16 protein-coding genes and 1 pseudogene are annotated in these 18,632 nt (G+C 70.3%); 9 read left to right on the top strand and 8 right to left on the bottom strand.

The annotated features are described in order from the left end of the window. The first annotated feature begins 38 nt into the window (after window positions 1–38). Entirely contained in the window at window positions 39–1,208 is a 1,170-nt protein-coding gene (locus tag ACOCEP_RS08530; protein ID WP_482336741.1) for an MFS transporter, read from the top strand. 161 nt (window positions 1,209–1,369) lie between these two features. On the opposite strand, the pseudogene ACOCEP_RS08525 reads toward ACOCEP_RS08530, so the two are convergent. The 7 genes and pseudogenes from ACOCEP_RS08525 to ACOCEP_RS08495 all read right to left on the bottom strand — a co-directional run. Beyond that, window positions 1,370–1,497: pseudogene (locus tag ACOCEP_RS08525) on the bottom strand (HoxN/HupN/NixA family nickel/cobalt transporter); the annotation flags it as partial. 56 nt (window positions 1,498–1,553) lie between these two features. Beyond that, window positions 1,554–2,483 carry an N-acetylmuramic acid 6-phosphate etherase gene (locus ACOCEP_RS08520; protein ID WP_482336740.1) on the bottom strand — a complete coding sequence of 310 codons (930 nt, stop codon included), beginning with the start codon at window positions 2,481–2,483 and terminating at the stop codon, window positions 1,554–1,556. A 17-nt stretch (window positions 2,484–2,500) separates the two neighbouring features. Beyond that, the gene (locus tag ACOCEP_RS08515) at window positions 2,501–3,499 is read right to left on the bottom strand and encodes a MurR/RpiR family transcriptional regulator (protein ID WP_370323676.1); all 999 of its coding nucleotides are present in this window, start codon (window positions 3,497–3,499) and stop codon (window positions 2,501–2,503) included. 210 nt (window positions 3,500–3,709) lie between these two features. Then, on the bottom strand, window positions 3,710–5,485 hold the full coding sequence (locus tag ACOCEP_RS08510; RefSeq protein ID WP_482336737.1) for a serine hydrolase domain-containing protein: 1,776 nt from the start codon (window positions 5,483–5,485) through the stop codon (window positions 3,710–3,712). 11 nt (window positions 5,486–5,496) lie between these two features. Next, a complete protein-coding gene (locus ACOCEP_RS08505) occupies window positions 5,497–6,759 on the bottom strand; it encodes an exo-beta-N-acetylmuramidase NamZ family protein (protein ID WP_482336735.1) in 1,263 nt (420 codons plus the stop codon). Beyond that, window positions 6,756–8,561, bottom strand: coding sequence for a glycoside hydrolase family 3 protein (locus tag ACOCEP_RS08500; protein WP_482336733.1), 1,806 nt, complete (start codon window positions 8,559–8,561; stop codon window positions 6,756–6,758). Before ACOCEP_RS08500 ends, ACOCEP_RS08505 begins: the two co-directional genes overlap by 4 nt. 576 nt (window positions 8,562–9,137) lie before the next feature. After that, window positions 9,138–9,935 (bottom strand): HAD family hydrolase, encoded by a 798-nt coding sequence (locus ACOCEP_RS08495; protein WP_482336731.1) that lies wholly within the window; start codon window positions 9,933–9,935, stop codon window positions 9,138–9,140. Between the two features lie 574 nt (window positions 9,936–10,509). Here ACOCEP_RS08495 and ssd point away from each other — a divergent pair. From ssd to ACOCEP_RS08455, 8 genes are all read left to right on the top strand, one after another. Beyond that, window positions 10,510–11,583, top strand: a complete 1,074-nt coding sequence (ssd, locus tag ACOCEP_RS08490; protein ID WP_482336729.1) for a septum site-determining protein Ssd — start codon at window positions 10,510–10,512, stop codon at window positions 11,581–11,583. Further along, on the top strand, window positions 11,580–12,722 hold the full coding sequence (locus ACOCEP_RS08485) for a TadA family conjugal transfer-associated ATPase (protein ID WP_482336727.1): 1,143 nt from the start codon (window positions 11,580–11,582) through the stop codon (window positions 12,720–12,722). The genes ssd and ACOCEP_RS08485 overlap by 4 nt, the downstream gene beginning before the upstream one ends. Further along, the gene (locus tag ACOCEP_RS08480) at window positions 12,719–13,462 is read left to right on the top strand and encodes a type II secretion system F family protein (RefSeq protein ID WP_482336725.1); all 744 of its coding nucleotides are present in this window, start codon (window positions 12,719–12,721) and stop codon (window positions 13,460–13,462) included. The genes ACOCEP_RS08485 and ACOCEP_RS08480 overlap by 4 nt, the downstream gene beginning before the upstream one ends. After that, the gene (locus ACOCEP_RS08475; RefSeq protein ID WP_482336724.1) at window positions 13,456–14,031 is read left to right on the top strand and encodes a type II secretion system F family protein; all 576 of its coding nucleotides are present in this window, start codon (window positions 13,456–13,458) and stop codon (window positions 14,029–14,031) included. Before ACOCEP_RS08480 ends, ACOCEP_RS08475 begins: the two co-directional genes overlap by 7 nt. 19 nt (window positions 14,032–14,050) lie before the next feature. After that, window positions 14,051–14,224: a DUF4244 domain-containing protein gene (locus ACOCEP_RS08470; protein WP_482336722.1), complete on the top strand. Its 174-nt coding sequence runs from the start codon at window positions 14,051–14,053 to the stop codon at window positions 14,222–14,224. Beyond that, window positions 14,224–14,568, top strand: coding sequence for a TadE family type IV pilus minor pilin (locus tag ACOCEP_RS08465; protein WP_482336721.1), 345 nt, complete (start codon window positions 14,224–14,226; stop codon window positions 14,566–14,568). The genes ACOCEP_RS08470 and ACOCEP_RS08465 overlap by 1 nt, the downstream gene beginning before the upstream one ends. After that, window positions 14,565–14,921 carry an Rv3654c family TadE-like protein gene (locus tag ACOCEP_RS08460; RefSeq protein WP_482336720.1) on the top strand — a complete coding sequence of 119 codons (357 nt, stop codon included), beginning with the start codon at window positions 14,565–14,567 and terminating at the stop codon, window positions 14,919–14,921. Before ACOCEP_RS08465 ends, ACOCEP_RS08460 begins: the two co-directional genes overlap by 4 nt. A gap of 415 nt (window positions 14,922–15,336) precedes the next feature. Continuing rightward, window positions 15,337–15,963, top strand: coding sequence for a bifunctional DNA primase/polymerase (locus tag ACOCEP_RS08455; protein WP_482336718.1), 627 nt, complete (start codon window positions 15,337–15,339; stop codon window positions 15,961–15,963). A 28-nt stretch (window positions 15,964–15,991) separates the two neighbouring features. Here ACOCEP_RS08455 and ACOCEP_RS08450 read toward each other — a convergent pair whose 3' ends face one another. Next, on the bottom strand, window positions 15,992–18,457 hold the full coding sequence (locus tag ACOCEP_RS08450) for a DEAD/DEAH box helicase (RefSeq protein WP_482336717.1): 2,466 nt from the start codon (window positions 18,455–18,457) through the stop codon (window positions 15,992–15,994). Window positions 18,458–18,632: the final 175 nt, after the last annotated feature.

The following is an 18,632-nucleotide window of genomic DNA, read 5'->3' as shown; positions in this document are numbered from 1 at the left end:
TTTGACAGTCATCGAACAGTCCCGCCACTATACCTCCCATGACGATTCGACGATCATCAAATGATCGGCTCGCTCTGGGGGTTCTGCTGGTACTCGCCGTCGGGACGTTCACCGTCGGCACCGACGGATTCGTCCTGAACGGGCTGCTGCCTGCCATCGCCGCCGACCTGCGCGTTTCCGAAGCGGTCGCGGGGCAGCTGACCACGGTCTTCGCGGTGACCTACGCGATTTCTTCGCCGCTCATCGCGGCTTTCACCGGACGGCTCGACCGGCGCTGGGTGCTCGGCGCGGGAATGGTGCTGTTCACGATCGGCATGGCCGGTCAGGCGCTCGGCGAGTCCTTCGCCGTGGTCGCCGTCGCGCGTGTGCTGGCCGCCCTCGGCGCCGCCGCGTTCCAGTCCAACGCCTATGTCCTCGCCGGCGCCCTGGCGTCGGACGAGCGTCGTGGCCGCGCGCTGGCCACGGTCTCCGCCGGGATGAGCGTGTCGATGGTGCTCGGCGTGCCGATCGGGGTGCTGGCCGGGAACTGGTTCGGCTGGCGCACGGTGATGTGGGGGATCGGCGCGGTGGCGGTGGTCGTGACGCTGCTCGTGCCGTTGCTGCCCGGCGTCCGGATGCCGGCGGTGTCGTTGCGTGACAGGCTCGCCGTCGTCGTGCGGCCGCCTATCGCGCGGGTGCTCGGCGTGAGCGTCCTCGGCACCGCTGCGGGCTTCGCGGCCTTCGTGTACTTGCCGGTGCTGGTGGCTCCGGTGGCGGCGGGCGCGATGATCTCGTGGCTGCTGGTCGGTTTCGGGATCGGGCAGATCGCGGGCAACGCCTTCGCGGGCCGGGCTACGGACTCGCTGGGGCCTTCGCGCGTCCGGTCGATCTCGCTCGTCGGGACGGTCGTGACGCTGGCACTGCTGGACGTCGCCGTGCTGAGCCTGCCCGGTTCGCTGGTCCTCGCGCTGGCGTCGGGCGTGTTCGGCGGGATGCTGATGGTGCCGCAGCAGCACCGGCTGTTCTCGCTGGCGCCCGACGCGCCGACGGTCGCCCTGGGGCTGAACGGTTCCGCGATCTACGGCGGCGGGGCCCTCGGTGCCGCACTGGGTGGCGTGGTCCTGTCCTCGGCGGGGGTTTGGTGGGTCGGTCCCGTGGCCGCTTTCGTCGCTCTGCTGGGCTTCGCGCTTTCGGTGTCTTCGCGGGCGAAGGTGGCCCAGCCCGCGTGACCGTTGGGGGAGCAAGGGACCTTTGCTCTCGATTACGTAGGCAAGCTAACTATCGCGTGGATGGCGGCGGTAGCAAAGGTCCCTTGCTCCCTTTTCGCAGGTCAGGGCCCTACTTGACCGACCAGCGATACGCGCGAAGAGCTACGTAAGCACGTCGAATGGCCGAGGCCGACCCCGAACACGCCCGTGGCGCCGAGCTCGTACTGGCGCGGCGCCACGAAAAGCGTCAGGCCCCCCAGCCGATGACGTCGAACAGCAGGATGAATCCGGCCATCCCGGCGGCGGACACCCGTTCGCGTCGCGTGAGCGCGATGCGTCGGGATGAACGGGTCTGTCCGCCGGTGTTCAGCTCGCGCGCACCCGGAGGGAGTCGAGAGCCTTGCGTACGTGGCCATCGCTCGCCGCCAGCGCCTTCGCCGCGCTCGCGACGTCCTCGCCGGACAACAGATGGACCAGCGCGACCTTGAGGTCGCCGTCGGCCTCGGTGAGCGCGTCGGAGCAGTCCGCCATGCTCATTCCGGTGGCCTCGCGCAGGATCCGGATGGTCCGCCCGCGCAGCTTCGCGTTGGTCGCCCGCATGCTCACCATCAGGTTCGAATACGTGCGGCCGAGCTTGATCATCGTCGCGGTGGAGAACGCGGTGAGGATGATCTTCTGCGCCGTGCCCGCCTTCATCCGCGTCGATCCGGCGATCGCCTCGGGGCCGGTGTCCACCGCGATGAGGACGTCGACGCCCGGCGGCGTCACCGCTGCCGGATTGCCCGAGACCAGCGCGGTCCGGGCACCGAGACGGCTGGCCGCGGCCAGCGCGCCGAGGACGTAGGGCGTCCGGCCCGAAGCCGTCAGCCCGAGCACGAAGTCACCGGGCGCGACGGACTCGGCCACCTCGGCGGCTCCGGCCTTCGCGTTGTCCTCGGCGTCTTCGACGGCTTGGCGCAGCGCGCGTGCGCCGCCCGCGTGATGCGCGATGAACCAATCGGCGGGCACGTTGAACGTCGGCACGAGCTCCGCCGCGTCCAACGTCGCCAGCCTGCCGGAGGTCCCGGCCCCGAAGTAGTGCACGCGGTGTCCCGACCGCAGCGCTTCCACGGCGAAGTCGACCGCCCGCGCCACCTGCGGCAGCACCGCGGCGACGGCTTCGGGGACCCGGCGGTCCTCGGCGTTGATCGCGCCGAGGATGCCCATGGTCGACATCAGGTCGATGTCGGTCGTCCGTGGATTGCGCTGTTCGGTTGGCGAATCGACGTGCACCACCTGGCGTGGGACGGTCATCATGCGCCTCACTTTTTCGCTCATTTGCCGGTTTCCCGCGGCCGCCGCCTGCCGTCGGGCCGGACGCCCAGACGGTGCGAACCAACCGCGTCCCTGGTCGCGTCGAGAGCGTTGACCGACGCGTCCATGTGCCGCTGCGCGACACCGATGAACAGGCAGTCGATGACGGTCAGCTGCGCGATGCGACTGGCGGTCGCACCCGAGCGGAACGTCGTCTCCCGCGCGGCCGTGGTCAGCACGTGGTCGGCGACCTCGGTGATCGGCGAACGCGGGAAGTTCGTCACGGCGACGGTGATCGCGCCGTGCTCACGGGCCACCCTCAGCGCCTCGACGGTGTCCGTGGTCGCGCCCGTGTGGGAGATGCCGATGGCGACGTCGCCGGGGCTCAGCACGGCGGCCGAGGTGAGCATGATGTGCGTGTCCGACCAGGCGAAGCTGACCCGTCCGATGCGGTGCAGCTTCTGCTGCAGGTCCGCGGCGACGAACGCGCTCGCGCCCACGCCGTAGACGTCCACGCGGCCCGCGCCGGCCACGATGTCGATCACGCGCTGTAGCGACGGGACGTCGAGCTGGTCGGCGGTCTCCTCCACGGCACGGGCGTCCGCGAAGCTGACCTTGCCGATGACCGCGGCCAGGTCGTCCTCCGGCCCGATCTCGCCGCCGAGGTTGCGGGTCGACCGCGCCTCGGATCGGGCGGTGTCGGCCGCCAAGGCGATCCTGAGCTGCGGATACCCGCCGACGCCGACCGCCTTGCAGAACCGCGTGACGGTGGTTTCGCTGGTGTTCGCCGCGAGCGCGACCTCGGTGATGCTGCGCCGCGCGACCTGCGCGGGGTCGTCGAGGACGACCTTCGCGACGCGCTGCTCGGCCCGGGCGAGCCCGGGCAGGAGGGAGCGAATCCGGACGAGCGGGCTCGCGTCGGCGTCCCGTGTCGGCTGCGCCGGCACGGCCTCGGACGGTGCGGCCGCGATTACGGATTCGGTATCGCCCACCGTGGGAAAGTTACTAACCGTTGGCATCTGCGACAAGGCTACCCACACCCTTCGGGAAGATCGCAACCTATCCGTGTCTGCGGATTCGATTTGCGATTAATCGTTGACCAGAAAGTCGCTAACCAGGTCGAGGCCGTTAACGAGGTCGAGCTAACGACTTGGCAACTTAGTGTCGCGACGCAAGGGGCTGTGTCCCGGTCAACGGGGCGGTCCGGTCAGCGGATCGGAGCTGGCCGGTTACCTAGTGCTCAACTTCCATCCGGTAGCGACGAAAGTAGGGGGATTATGCTCACTGTCCAGCAGTGTGCGGCCGCGTTCAGTGACTTTCACACCGTCCAAGGAAATTCCGCGTCCGGTGTAACGGGCATCGGTCGTGTAACGCCAGCGGAGGGTGATTTGTGAGCTTTGTGACACCTCGGCCGCTGCTCGCCACCAAGCCCGATGACCGTGCCCGCCGAGGCCGGTTTGGTCGCCGACGGGAGCGCCTGGTCCGTTTGCACGCAGAGTAATCGTTTTCCAGGTGGCTCCACCGTCGGTACTTATTTCCAAGAACAGCGAGTCCGACGGGCCTTCGGTGTCCACGAAGGTGTCGAAGGAGACCTTCAGCGGCCCGCCGCGCGTCTGTAGCGCCGGAGTCGTGAGCGTGGCCGTGGAGACGTCACCGGCGCCGCTGAACCACGCTTCGCGGCCGTGCGAGGGGCGGACGGCCATCGCCTTCGCGAGCGAACTCGACCACGTCTCCCTGGCGATGTTGATCGAGCCCCAGTTCCGTGTCGGGTGCACGCGGTTGGTGAGCAGGACCGCGAACGACCGCGACAGCGGGTCGATCACCAGGGAGGTCCCGGTGAACCCGGTGTGCCCGGCCGTCGAGGGCGCCGACAGCGCGCCCATGTACCAAGGCTGGTCGAGTTCGAAGCCGAGGCCGTGCGCGTTGTCGGGGAACTTGTGGTTGTAGTTCGTCAGCATCGCCCGCACGGTCTCCTCACGCAGGATCCGGTGACCGCGGTACGCGCCGCCGTTGAGGATCGTCTGCGCCAGCACCGCCATGTCGGTGGCGGTGGAGAACACGCCCGCGTGCCCGGCGACACCGCCCAAGGACCAAGCGTTCTCGTCGTGCACTTCGCCGCGTACGAGCCCCCGAGGCGGCTTCGCGGCGTACTCGGTCGCCGCGACCCTGGCGAGTTTCGCCGCGGGCGGGTTGTAGCCGGTGTCCACCAGGCCCAGCGGGGCGGAGATGCGGTCCTGGACCACCTTGTCCAGCGGAGCCCCGGCCACCTTCTCGACCAGGAAGCCGAGCGTCAGCAGGTTGATGTCGGAGTAGAGGTACGTGCTGCCCGGCGCGTTCTTCAGCGGGCTGTCGAGGACGGCCTTCCGGCGCGAAGGGATGTCCGGGTAGCCCTCCCACAGCGACGGGAGCGGTGTCGCGGCGAAGCCGGAGACGTGGGTGAGCAGCTGCTGGACGGTGACGGCCTCCTTGCCGTTCACCCCGAACTCCGGTAGATACCGCACCACCGGCGCCGAGATGTCCAGCTTGCCCGTCTCGGCCAGCTGCATCACCGCGATGGAGGTGAACAGCTTCGAGATCGAGGCCATGTCGAAGATCGTGTCCGCGCGCATCGGCACCTGCTGCTCGGGCGGCAGCTCGGTGCCCTTCGCGTCGGCGTAGCGGACAGCGCCGCCGACGGCTTGGCGTTCTACGACCACGCCGTCATGGGCGAGCAGGCCGACCGCTCCGGAGAAATGCGGATGCCCGGTGGCGTCCGGTTTGGTCCAGCTCTCGATGAACCGCTCGGCCGCTTTGATCGGCGCCGGATCGAGGCCGACGTCGGACGGCGCGCCGTCACGCAGGACGGTGGACGCGGGCGCGAAGCCCTCGCGCGGCTTGTCGAACCGGCCCGCCGCGCGGTCTCGCTGGGCTTCGCTTCCCGGAATCGCCTGTGCTCCCGCCGTCGACAGCGTGGTCGCCGCGACCAGTACGGAGACGGCCGCGATCAGGATCTTCCTAACACGCAAGGTCGTTCCCCTCAGCGATAGATGAGATGGCGACGGCGTTTCCGGTCGAACTCGGCCAGTTCGGCCTGCCAGGACCCGACGATCTCGTCCGCTCCCGCGCCCTTGTCGATCATCGTGCGCAACCTGTCGGAGCCGGAGAGCTTGTCGAGGAAGTTGTCGGGCCGCCACTTGAACTTGTCCGGGTGCACCTGCTTCGCGGTGACGAACATGGTGACCGCGGTGCGGATGGCGTCGAACGCCCGCGGGTCCGTGACGGTCACCTGCACACCGCCGCAGGGCTCGTTGACGAACTTGCCGAACGTCGGCACGAAGTACGCTTCGCGGAACTTCACGCCGGGCAGCTCGCCGAGCTTCTCGCGCCAGCGCCAGTCGAGGCCCGGCGCGCCGATGATCTCGAACGGCCTGGTGGTGCCCCGGCCTTCGGAGAACACGGTGCCCTCGAACATCCCGGTGCCGGGGTAGACGAGCGCGGTGTCCGGCGTCGGCATGTTCGGGCTCGGCGGGACCCAGGTCAGCCCGGTGCGGGCGAAGAGCTGATCACGGCGCCAATCACGCACTTCGACGATTTCGAGCTTGCCAGGCGTGACCCCTTCGGCCGGCAGGAACTCGGCCGCGAAGAACCGTGCGAGTTCGCCGACGGTCATGCCGTGCTGCTGCACGATCGGCTTCCGGCCGACACCCGAGGCGAACGCCGGGTTCAGCATCGGCCCGGCGGCCTTGCCGCCCAGCGGATTCGGCCGATCCAGCACGACGACCGCCGCGCCGACCTTCGCCGCCGCGACCATCGCCGTGTACAGCGACCAGATGTAGGTGTAGAACCGCGCGCCGACGTCGGCGATGTCGAAGACGACGGTGTCGACGCCGGCCTTCGTGAACATCCCGGCGAGCTTCGTCGCGTCGGCGCCGTACGCGTCGTAGACGGGCACACCGGTGCGTGGATCGGTGTAGTCGCCCTCGGAACCGCCCGCCTGCGCGCTGCCGCGGAAACCGTGCTCCGGCCCGAACGCGGCGAGCGGCCGGACGCCGGCGGCGACCATCGAGTCGACGATGTGGTCGCCGCTCGCCAGCACACCCGTCGGATTCGACAGCACGCCGAGCTTGCGGCCGGACAACGGCGCCCAGCCTCGTGCGGCGAGCACGTCCGCTCCGGTGCGGGTGAGCGGGGGACCTTTGCTCTCGCTTTCCGGCTGGGCCCCCGCGACCGAGGACCCGGCCGTCAGCGCCGGGACCGCGAGCGCGCCGGTGGCGAGGAAGTGGCGGCGGTTGAGGTTCACCAGGTCAGCCCGTGGCCGAAGGGGTACTTCACGGTGCCGACGTCCTTGCCCGCGGGAACGTCCACGGGCAGCTTGCCCTGCGGCTTCACCTTCCCGAGGATCACCTTCGCCAGCGCTTCGAGCGAAGGCGTGATGTAGCCGTACGTGGCCAGCCACGTCTTTATCGGGTTCTCGTAGCCGGCGTCGTAGGGGATCTGGGCGGCGACCGCGACGACCGGTTTCCCGGTGTCGGCCAGCGCCTGCAACAGCTTGCCCTGCAACGGATACGTGCCGACGTTGTTGGTCAGCACGACGACGAGGTCGACGTTCTTCGCCGCCGCGACGGCCTGGGAGATCTGCGCGTCCGTCGGTGCCTGGCCGGTCTGGAGCGCGGTCGCCTGCGTGCCATGCGCGGTGAGCTTCGCGGCCAGCGACGTCGTCGTGGTCGCGCCCCAGCCGGTCACGAGGGTCTTCGCGGGCTGCTGCTCGAGCGGCAGGACACCACCGTCGTTGCGGATCGCGGTGACCGACCGGTCGGCGATGCCCTGCGCGGTCGCGAGGTTGGCCGGGGTGCCGACCTTCGTCATCACCTTGGCCGGGTCGACGAACGGCGAGGTCAGGATGCCCCGGTTCAGCTTGAGCTTCAGCACCCGCAGGACGCTCTCGTCGATCCGCCGCTCGGTCAGCTCGCCCTTGCGGACGGCGTCGAGCACCGAGTTGATCGCGAGATCGAGGTTCACCGGCATGAGGAGCTGGTCGATACCCGCCTTCAGCGCGAGCACCGGGATCTCCGCGTCGGTGTGCATCTCGCGCACGGCGTCCATCGAGAGCGAGTCGGTGACGACGACGCCGCGGTAACCGAGCTCTTCGCGCAGCTTGCCGGTGAGGATCGGCTTCGACAGCGTGGCCGGCTCGCCCGACGGGTCGAGGCTGGGGAACTGGATGTGCGCGCTCATGATCGAGTCGATACCGGCCTTGATGGCGGCCTCGAACGGCGGCACGTCGGTCGCGCGCCAGCTGTCCTCGCTGCGGTCGATCCTGGGCAGCTCGTGGTGGCTGTCGGTGGCCGCGTCGCCGTGGCCGGGGAAGTGCTTCGCGGCGGCGGACACCGTCTCGGAGCGCCGTCCGGAGTTCTGGAAGCCCCTGACCTGGGCTTCGACGAACTGGCTCGCCAGCTCCGGGCGGCCGGAGAAGGACCGGACGCCGATCACCGGGTTGGCCGGGTTGGAGTTCACGTCGGCGTCGGGGGCGAAGTCCTGGTTGATGCCGACGGCGCGCAGTTCGTGCCCGAGGATGCGGGCGGCCTCCTGCGCGGCCTTGGTGTCACGGCCCGCCGAGATCGCCATCGCGTTCGGCAGCTCGGTGGCGGGGGCACCCATCCGGGTGACCGTGCCGCCTTCCTGGTCGGTCGCGATCTGCAACGGGATGCGGGCGCCGCTGCGGAGCGCGGCCCGCTGGAGCCCGTTGGACAGCTTGGCGACCTGCACCGGGTCGTCGAAGTTGTCGCGGCTGTCGTTGTTGAAGTAGATGACGCCGCCCAGGTGGTACTTCTCGATCACCTGCGCCGGGGTGTCGACACCGAAGTCGGCCTTGTTCTTGGCGTTGACCTCGTCGGCGGACTTCCCGTTCACCCATGTGACGAACAGCTGCCCGACCTTCTGCTCCAGGGTCAGCCCACGCAGCGTCCGCTGCGCCTCCACGTCCGCCGTCACCGGCTGCGCGGTCGCCGGTACGCCCGCGACACCCAGGGCGAGCAGGCCCGCGAGGGGCAGGGCGAGCGCATGGATCCTCCGATGACGGGCGTGCGCGGTTCGGGTCGTCACCTCAAGCCTCCCAGATTCGTGCCTGACTCTCAGATGGAAAGAAGTCCACCTGGAAGCACTGATATCCGGAAGCTACCCACGAGCACTTTGCTTGTCCATCGGCCACCCGCACGAATGGTCCGTTCATACACAAAGGGACGCGAAGGGGCCTGTCACGCTTGAAAACGTGGGCAAAACACTGGCGGCGCCCGTCGGCTAGAAGCCGGCGGGCGCCGCCAGTCAGTGCGGACCACTCGGGCGACCAAGCGTGCAACTCTGGTCGTACCTTCATGGACTCGGCGTCCGGCGTCCCGGTACGCAGTCCCTAGACGACGAGCCTCCCGCGGCGCGCTGCGCGTGGGTACCCGGTGTCCGCACACGGAGATTCGCCGGGGTGGAACAGGCTTCTCTTCTACCTGTTCCCTGGCCGACCGAACGTCCGCACCTACTTTCTACGCCGTGAGCCGGGTCACTTCAAGTGCGCAGACGGGTGCACCGGTACAGAGGCTCGATCTAGTGACACGGGCACCCTCCGCGACGGACAATTCGCCGCCCTGGCTGCGAAAACCGGTCCGGTACCGCCGTGTGGGTGCGCGCTCAGCGGGTGCGTTTGCGCCGGTTGTAGCCGTACCAGGTGGCCCCCGCGGCGACGGCGCCGAGAGCGACCAGCCCGGCCGAGCGCGCCGGGATCCGGGTCCGCAGCGACATCGGGTGCTCGAAGGCGAGGATCTCCCAGCCCTGCTCCGTCGCGTGCTTGCGCAGGACGCGGTCGGGGTTGACCGCGTGCGGCCGGCCGACGACCTCGAGGAGCGGGATGTCGGTGCTCGAGTCGGTGTACGCGTGGCACTGGGTGAGGTCGTAGCCGTACGTCGCCGCGAGCTGCTTCGCGGCGACGGCCTTGTTCTCGCCGTAGCAGTAGAAATCGACTTCGCCGGAATACCGACCGTCCACGATCTGCATCCGTGTGGCCACGCTGCGCGTCGCGCCGAGCATTTCGGCCACCGGCGCGACGACCTCCTCGCCGGTCGCCGACAGCACCACGACGTCGTGCCCTTCGGCGCGATGCGAGGAGATCAGCTCCGCCGCCTCCGCGTAGACGAGCGGGTCGACGACGTCGTGCAGCGTTTCGCGGACGATCGCGGACACCTGCGCGACGTCCCATCCGGTGCACAGCGCGGAAACCTCGGCCCGCATCCGCTCGGTCTTCACCGCGTCCGCGCCCGCGAGGGAGAAGACGAGCTGGGCGTACGCGCTGCGAAGCGCGGCTCGGCGGTTGATGAGACCTTCGCGCAAAAGCGGCTTGCTGAAGGCCAACGCGCTCGATGACGCGATGATCGTCTTGTCGAGATCGAAGAACGCCGCGACCTGGCTGGGCGTCGTGCTGGGTCGGTCCACTCGCCAAGGATAGGAGAGTCGGACGGGCGCGCGCCCGTTGGTCGACCACGATCGGTCCGGCGCGGTGGAAAATTCACGACCGCCCACTCGATCCGGCGCGTCGTGCCGTTATCGAATTGTGGGTGCGAAGGGCGCCCGCAACGGGCCGGTATCGGAGTTACAGTGAGATTGTCCGGTCTCGCACCGGGCCCAGGTTCAGTCCGACCCCCCGGGGCTGAACCCCAGGCGGCCCTCGTCCCTCCCCCCTGGCGAGGGCCGCCTCCTAATTCCTTGCGGTGTCAGTGGTTCAGACCTAGCCCGCCGAGAAAACCTCGACCGGACAAGGATGGAACCGGTCGAAGTTCGTTAACTTTCTTTTCTCTCAGGCATTTTCGCGCTCGTTTCCGGCTGCGATCAGAGCCTGGGGAAAGGGGTGGGACGGGACCGACAAAACCTCGGGAAACCGGTTTCCCGAGGCGGAGTTGTCCACAACACCCCGGTTGTCCACAGGACGGGCGGAATGGCGTTGTGCGTGGCGGGAACCGGCGCGACCGTGGAGTCATCACCCGAGTCCGACCGAATCACTGGGGGAGTCATGACCGTGGAACATCCGCTCGTCGTCGCCGGCGACGACATCCTGCTCGACGAGATCCTGCGCGTGGCCGCCGCCGCGGGCTGCGAGGTCGAACGCGCACCCGATCTGGACGCGGCACGCGGGAGGTGGGCCCGCGCGCCGCTCGTGGTGCTCGACGAGGAAGCCGCGAGCGCGCCGAACCGCCTGCTCCGGCGGAACAAGGTCCTGCTGATCTGCAAGGGTGCGCCGACACCGGTGACGTGGGAGCGCGCCTTCAACACCGGTTCGGAGAAGGTCCTTTCGCTCCCGGACGAGGAAGCCGACCTGATCGGCGAATTCGCCGACGTCGCCGACGGGCCGGCGCGTGACGACGGCGTCGTCATCGGGATCATCGGCGGGCGTGGCGGTGCCGGGGCTTCCGTGCTGGCGGCCGCCGTCGCGTACCAAGCGGAGAAGTCCGGCACCGGCGGGCTGCTGGTCGACTGCGACCCGCTCGGCGGCGGGGTCGACGTCCTCCTCGCCGCCGAACGTGATCGCGGGCCCCGGTGGCCGGAGCTCGATCTCGGCGGCAGGGTGTCCATGGCCGCGTTGAGCGAAGCATTGCCGCGAAAGAAATACGCGACCGGATCACTGTCCTTTGTGTCCTATGGAAGGGAAGGAAGCGGCCCGGGGCCCGAGGCGATCGAGGGCGTGCTGAACGCCGGACGGCGGGCCGGGCGGACCGTCGTCTGCGATCTGCCGAGGTATTTCGGCGCCGAGACGTCCGCCGTGATCGGGCTGGCCGATCTCGTCGTGGTCGTCGTCCCGGCGGAACTCCGTGCCTGCGCCGCGGCGAAACAGGTCCTCGCCAGGCTCGAACCCCACGCGACGAGGATCGGGGTCGCGGTCCGCGGGCCCTCGCCCGCCGGGCTGATCCCCCAGGAGATCGCCGACGCCGTCGGTGTCCCGCTCATCACGTCGATGGGCCGCGAGCGGGCACTCTCGGTGGCCCTCGACCGCGGCGAATTCGTCCCGAGACATCGCGGGCATCTGGCGACGGCCGCCACCGAAGTCCTCGCGGCGGCGCGCGGAAACCTGGCCGGTGCTTCGAGATGACCGAAGATCTGGTCGAGCGGGTCCGGCGGCGGCTGGCCGGATCGGCCGTCCCGGCGGATCCGGTGAGCGTCGCGCGGGCGGTCCGCGCCGAAGCGGGCGGCGCGCTCGGTCAGGACGCCGTCCTCGGCGCGGTCAGGCTGGCCCGTGACGAGTTCGTCGGCGCCGGCCCGCTCGCGCCGCTTCTCGAAAAGCCCGGCGTCACCGACATTCTCGTGTCCGCTCCCGACGAGGTCTGGGTGGACACCGGTGAAGGCCCCAAGGCGACGGACATCCGTTTCGCCGACGAGGAAGCGGTCCGCCGGCTGGCCCAGCGGCTCGCCCTCGCCGGTGGGCGGAGGCTGGACGACGCGCAACCGTTCGCCGACTGCTGGTTGCCGGGAGTGGGGCCGCAAGGCCGGGTCCGGATGCACGCGGTACTCCCGCCGCTCGCGCCCGCCGGGACCTCCCTCTCGCTCCGCGTCCTCCGGCCCGCCACCCATGATCTCGCCGAACTCCGGTCGCGCGGGGCGTTCGGCACCAGCGGCGCGGATCTGCTCGGCTCGGTCATCCGGCGACGGCTCGCGTTCGTGGTCTCCGGCGGGACCGGGACGGGCAAGACGACCTTGCTCGCCGCGTTGCTCGGCGCCGTCCCGCCGTCCGAACGCATCGTCTGCGTCGAGGACGCCGGAGAACTGCAACCGGACCATCCGCAGTTCGTCAGCCTGCTCACCCGCCCGGCCAACGTCGAGGGCGCGGGCGAGATCGGGCTGAGCGAACTGGTGCGTCAGGCGCTGCGAATGCGTCCGGACCGCCTGGTCGTCGGAGAAGTACGCGGCGGGGAGGTGATCGCGTTGCTGAACGCGATGAACACCGGGCACGAAGGTGGCGGCTGCACCGTGCACGCCAATTCCTCGGAGGAGGTCCCCGCGCGGATGGAGGCGCTGGCCGCACTCGGCGGGCTGAAACGGGACGCGTTGCACAGTCAGCTGACGGCCGCGGTGCGGGTGGTCCTGCACATGGTCCGGCTGCCGAGCGGAATCCGGCGGCTGGACGAGGTCGGGGTCCTCCGGTCCTATCGAGGTGAGGCCAAAGTCGTTCCGGTCTGGAGCAAAGGCACCTGGATCGGCGACGAGACTCCGTTCGAGGAGTTGGCGGCATGAACCCGTGGTTCCTGCTCTCCTGCGGCGCGAGCCTGGCTTGCTGGCCGAAGCCGAGGGTGCGCGTGCCGATCGCCTGGCGTCCCCCACGGGCGGTTCGGACGGGTTGGTGGCCTCTCCCGGCGCTGATCGTCCTGCCGTTGCTCGGAATCGGCTGGGCGGTGGCGGTACTCGTGTTCACGGTGACCGTCCGCCAGGAGGCGCGGTCGCGGTCGCGGGCGAACGCGGCGCTGGCCGAAGCCGAGCTCACCGCGTCCGTGCTGCGGACGATGATCGGTGAACTCCGCGCGGGCGCCCACCCGGTGACGGCGGCCGAAGCCACCGCGGAGGCGATACCGGCCGCGTCCGGACGGCTGCGCGGGCTTGTCGCGGCCGCCCGGCTCGGTGGCGAGCTCGCCGCCGATCCGGACGCGCCACCGGCACTGGTGAACGCCTGGACGCTCGCGAACCGGTTCGGGCTGCCGATGGCCGACGTGCTCGACGCCGCCAGACGGGACGCGGAGGCGGGGATCGGCTTCCGCCGACGGCTCAAAGCCAAGATGGCCGGTCCCCGGGCGAGTGCCGCCGTACTCGCGGCCCTCCCGCTGCTCTGCCTGCCCCTCGGCGAGGCGATGGGGGCGGGCCCGGTCCCAGTCCTCACCGGGACGGGCGCCGGCCAGGCGCTGCTCGTCGTGGGCAGCGGGCTGATCTGGGCGGGCACGGCCTGGTGCCGGGCCCTCACCGGCCGGGTGGCGCCATGCTGACCGGCGCGGCGTTGATCCTGCTGGGCGCCGCCGTCTTCTGCTGGCCACGCGTCGCGGCCGGAGGCGTGGCGCGGCCAGGCCGGCTTCTGACGCGGCTCCGGGCGCGGTCGCCCCGGGACGACGGCGCCTTCGAACTCGTCCGGTCCGCGGCCACCCTCGACCTGCTGGCCGCCTGCCTGGCAGGTGGGCTGCCGGTGCCCGTCGCGCTCGAAGCCGTCGTGCCGGCCGCCCCACCGAAGACAGCGGCGGCTCTGCGTTCGGTGGCGTCGCATCTCGCTTTGGGCATCGGGCCGGCGGAAGCCTGGGCGCCGGTCCGCGACCGGCCCGGCCTGACCGAGCTGGCCGTCGCGGCCGTCCGGACGGCGCGAGCGGGCACCGCGCTCGCCACACACGCGAAAGACCTCGCGCGAAGACTGCGCGAGTCGCTTTCCGCCGAAGCCGAGGAACGCGCGGAACGAGCGGGAGTGCTGCTGGCGGCACCGATCGGCCTGTGTTTCCTCCCCGCGTTCCTCTGCCTCGGTGTCCTCCCGGTCGTGCTCGGCCTGGCCGGTCGTCTCGACTTCCTCTGATCGAAAGAAAGGCGCTCCCATGGACAAGCTCCCCACCTTCCGCGAAGACGACGGCATGGCGACGATCGAATACGCCATCGCCACCCTGGCCGCCGCCGCGCTCGCGGCCCTCCTCTATGTGGTCATCGACAGCGAAGCCGTCCGCGCCGGGCTCACCTCGCTCATCGAGCGGGCCCTGTCGGTGAAGTTCTGATGCGCGGCGACGACCGTGGCTCCGTCACGGTGGAGGCCGCCCTCGGCATCGGCGCGTTGACCTTGGTTTCGGCCCTGTTGCTCGCCGGGATCGGCCTCGCCTCCGACCAGCTCCGTTGCACCGACGCGGCCCGCGAGGCCGCCAGGCTCCTCGCCCGCGGCCAGCCCGCCCGTGCCGAACAGGCGGTCCGGGAGATCGCGCCGTCCGGTGCCCGGCTGGACGTCGTCCGCGAAGGCGACACGATCACGGCCGGCGTCGAGGCGGAGCCGGTCGCCGGGCTCCTGCCGGGTATCCGGCTGCGCTCCAGCGCCTTCGCCGTCGCCGAGCCGGGAAGCGGCCCGTGACCGCGGACGATCGCGGAGTCGCGACCGTGTGGACCGCCACGATGGTCGCGGTCCTGGTCTGCGCGGCCGCCTTCGTCTTCTGGATCGGCGCCGCCGTCACGACCCGGCACCGGGCCGAGGCCGCCGCGGACCTGGCGGCGCTCGCGGCGGCCTCACACGCGTCGGACGGTCCAGCCGCGGCCTGTGAACGGGCCCGTCAGGTCGCCGTCCGGATGTCGGTCACGCTGCTGACCTGCCGGTGGGAACGAGGCGACGCCCTGGTCGAGGTCCGCTCGGAGCCCTCGGGACGGCCGGCGGTCACCGGGCGAGCCGAGGCACGGGCTAGGGCGGGTCCGGTCGACCGGTCACCGTGACCGGGGTCGCACGGTGAACGGTCGCCAGACGAGGGGTACGCGCGAGTAACCGCTGGGCGCGAGCAGCGGTCGTTGACGCGCGGCGAGCGGTCGAAGCCATGATCAGCGCGCCGCCGAACGGCCGCCCGTCGCTCACCGGGAGCGTCGTCGCGCAGGCGAGAAGCCCAGGTCGGCTGCGACGAACGGCTCCATACCGGTCGTGCGGGCCCGATAACCGGACGTCCGGCGTTCGGTCCGTCCGGTCGCACTACCGCGCGTTCATCGCTAAGTAACCGCCGGTTGTCGCGTGAGGTCTTCTCCCGATGTGCAACTTGCCGTTTATTGAGATGTGCGCCACTTCGAAAGGTTCACCGAGGCCGGTGCGACAGAGACAGAGACAGACACAGGACAGAGTTGACCTGAGGCAGGGACAGTAATGTTGGACGCGAATTGGCCGGACAGCTGGCGGGGCGCCTTCCGCATCGAAATGCGTGCGGAGGCGATCGGTCTCGCCTGGCGTGGCTGGCCGGTGCTCCCGGGGGCCGAGCCCGCGGCGCTCACCGCCGAGGGTGACGACCTCACCTGGCGGCGTCCGGTCCCGGCCCAGGACAACTGGCGTGAACTGACCGAGACCCACCCGCACGAGGTCGCCACCTGGTTCGGCGACGACACGCACAGCCTGCTCGTCGCCACCGGCACCGTCCTCGACGCCATCGAGGTCGACGACGAGCTCGGCAAGGCCGCCGCCCGCCTGCTGCGCGCCACCGGGCACCCCGCCCCGATCGTCGCGATGCCGAACGGCCGCTGGCTGTTCCTCACCACCGTCGCCACGAGCATCCCGCGGGAGCTGGCCGACCAGGCCTCGATCCAGTGGCACGGCGCCAACGGCTACATCCCGCTGCCCCCGTCGCCGTTCCAGCACGGTGTCGTGCACTGGCGGGTCAAGCCCGAGGTCTGGGGCTGGCAGCTGCCCGAGGCCACCGACGTGCACGACGTGCTCGTCCGTGCGCTGGCCGGTGACCAGGCCGTCGCCCCGGTGGCGAGCCTCAGCACCGCCGCCTGATCAACCCACAATTTCAAGCCACAGCCCTTCAAACCACCCCGTGGCCGGACACGGACCCGTGCTGACGCAAAGCCCCGAGCACGGTGTCCAGAACGGCCACCGCCCCCGCCTTGTCCAGCGGATCGTTGCCGTTCCCGCACTTCGGCGACTGGACGCAGGACGGGCAGCCGGCCGGGCACTCGCAGGAAACGATCGCCTCCCGCGTTGCGGCCAGCCAAGGGACAATCGCGGCAAATCCGCGGTCGGCGAATCCCGCACCCCCGGGATGGCCATCGTGCACGAACACCGTCGCCTCCCCGGTGTCTTCGTGCCACGCGGTCGACACCCCGCCAATGTCCCAGCGGTCGCAAGTAGCGAACAGCGGTAGCAGGCCGATCGCCGCGTGCTCGGCGGCATGCAGGGCACCGGGGACGCGCGCCGGATCCAATCCGGCGCCCGTCCCCGGTGCTCCGCCAAGCTCCCCGGTCCCCACCATGGAGCCTCCGGTCCCCACCGGCTCCAGAACTTCGGTCCCCGTCCGATGGCCCCCGGTCCCCGCCACGCCATCGGACGCGCCGAGCAACTCGGCCGAGAGGGTGTACCAGACGGCACGGGTGTGCAGGCTCTGCTCGGGCAGATCCAGCGGAGTCTGGTCCAGCACCTCGCCGGACGGACGCCTCCGCAAGTAGCCGACTACTTGCGAGCTCACCGAAACTTCGCCGAGGTTCACCGTGACCCCGCCGTGCACTCGCTTCTCTTCGGTGCGCAGCACGCTGATGTCGACGATCTCCCGCGGTGACGTGGTCCAGTCCGGATCCTCCGCGTGCACCAGGGCGAGCCCGGTGTCCAGATCCAGTTCGTCGACCACATAGGACGAACCCTGGTGCAGGTACACCGCGCCGGGATGGACCGCGTAGCAGGCCGACCCCGGGTCGACCGTGCCGAGCATCCGGCCGGAATCGGCTTCCACCACCGCGATCTGCTCGCCACCGGAACCCCGGATGCCGACCTCGGCGTGCGGCCGGTCGCGCGACGTCCAGTACCAGCCGCTCGTGCGGCGGCGGACGATCTTCTCCTTGACCAGATCGGCGAGCACGGCGCGGGCCGGGTCTCCGCCGAAGGCCGCGACCTCCGGCTCGGTCAGCGGGAGTTCGGCGATGGCGCAGGCCAGTTGCGGCCCGAGCACGTACGGATTCGACGGGTCGAGGACGGCGGCTTCCACCGGCCGATCCAGGATCGCGGCCGGATGGTGCACGAGATAGGTGTCCAGCGGGTCGTCGCGGGCCACGAAGACGACCAGCGCCGCGTCGCCCGCGCGCCCGGCGCGGCCCGCCTGCTGCCAGAACGACGCGAGCGTTCCCGGGTAGCCGGCCAGCACCACCGCGTCCAGCCCCGCGATGTCGACGCCGAGTTCGAGCGCGTTCGTCGTCGCGACGCCGAGCAACCGCCCGGATAGCAACGCCGCTTCGAGGGCACGCCGCTCCTCCGGCAGATACCCGGATCGGTAAGCGGCGACGGACTCCGCCAGCGCACCGTCCACTTCGGACAGAATGCGCCGGGCGCCGAGCGCGGTCAGCTCCGCGCCCCGCCGCGACCTGACGAACGCCAGCGAGCGGGTGCCTTCGATGACGAGTTCGGCGAGGATCCGGGAAGCCTCGGCGCCCGCCGAGCGCCGCACCGGAGCTCCGTTCTCACCCGAAAGCTCCGACAGGAGCGGGGGTTCCCACAACGCGACCGTCCGGGCGCCGCGCGGCGAGCCGTCCTCGGTGACCGGGACACAGTCCTGCCCGGTGAGCTTCGACGCGAACGCCGCCGGGTCCGCCGTCGTCGCGGACGCGAGGACGAAGACCGGCGAAGCGCCGTAGTACGCCGCGACCCTCCGCAGCCTTCGCAGCAGCAGCGCCACATGGGAACCGAAGACGCCGCGATAGCTGTGGCACTCGTCGACGACGACGAACGACAGCCGCCGGAAGAACCGGGACCAGCGCGCGTGCGAAGAGAGGATCCCGCGGTGCAGCATGTCCGGGTTCGTGAACACCCAGTTCGCGTGTGCGCGGACCCAGTCCCGCTCCTCCATCGGGGTGTCGCCGTCGAACGACGCCGCCCTGGCCTTCTTGATGTCCAAAGAGGACACCGATCGCAACTGGTCGGCGCCGAGCGCCTTGGTCGGCGACAGGTACAGCGCCGTGGCTCGCTCGTCCTCGACCAGTGCCGAGAGCACCGGAAGCTGGTACGCGAGCGACTTGCCCGACGCGGTGCCGGTCGAGATCACGACGTGCTCGCCCTCGCGAACCAAGGACGCGGCCTCCGCCTGATGCCGCCATGGCGCCTCGACCCCGTTCGCCTTCAGCGCCTCGACGACCGGACCCGCCGCCCAATCCGGCCAGTCCACGGAATCCGCCGGACGAGCCGGCAGCTCGGCCACATGGGTGACCGGGTACAGCGAAGCCGGGATCCCCGCCGTCGCGCGGTCGAGAAGCCGCCGGCCCTTGCCGGATCGCACCGTGCCGTCCACCTTCGGAAGCTTCGCACAACGCACCGACAGAAACGGTCCGCCGCCGGACGGAACAGGCACTGGAAGCGGCCTCCGATGATCGATACAGTGACCAGCCTCACAAGATTACGGAACGTGCGGTGGCGGGGACGCCTTGCCGTCCGCCATCCCACTACCAATACACTCCCGCAATCCA

The sequence above is a fragment of the Amycolatopsis sp. CA-211722 genome (assembly GCF_056828465.1).
The sequence above is the reverse complement of the archived record's forward strand: the minus strand, read 5'-3'. Positions and strand labels throughout refer to the sequence as shown.

Bases quoted from the DNA above. Each gene is read 5' to 3' on its own strand.
- ACOCEP_RS08530 (WP_482336741.1), top strand. From the start codon at position 39: ATGACGATTCGACGATCATCAAATGATCGGCTCGCTCTGGGGGTTCTG.
- ACOCEP_RS08520 (WP_482336740.1), bottom strand. From the start codon at position 2,483: ATGATGACCGTCCCACGCCAGGTGGTGCACGTCGATTCGCCAACCGAA.
- ACOCEP_RS08515 (WP_370323676.1), bottom strand. From the start codon at position 3,499: ATGCCAACGGTTAGTAACTTTCCCACGGTGGGCGATACCGAATCCGTA.
- ssd (WP_482336729.1), top strand. From the start codon at position 10,510: ATGACCGTGGAACATCCGCTCGTCGTCGCCGGCGACGACATCCTGCTC.
- ACOCEP_RS08485 (WP_482336727.1), top strand. From the start codon at position 11,580: ATGACCGAAGATCTGGTCGAGCGGGTCCGGCGGCGGCTGGCCGGATCG.
- ACOCEP_RS08480 (WP_482336725.1), top strand. From the start codon at position 12,719: ATGAACCCGTGGTTCCTGCTCTCCTGCGGCGCGAGCCTGGCTTGCTGG.
- ACOCEP_RS08475 (WP_482336724.1), top strand. From the start codon at position 13,456: ATGCTGACCGGCGCGGCGTTGATCCTGCTGGGCGCCGCCGTCTTCTGC.
- ACOCEP_RS08470 (WP_482336722.1), top strand. From the start codon at position 14,051: ATGGACAAGCTCCCCACCTTCCGCGAAGACGACGGCATGGCGACGATC.
- ACOCEP_RS08465 (WP_482336721.1), top strand. From the start codon at position 14,224: ATGCGCGGCGACGACCGTGGCTCCGTCACGGTGGAGGCCGCCCTCGGC.
- ACOCEP_RS08455 (WP_482336718.1), top strand. From the start codon at position 15,337: ATGTTGGACGCGAATTGGCCGGACAGCTGGCGGGGCGCCTTCCGCATC.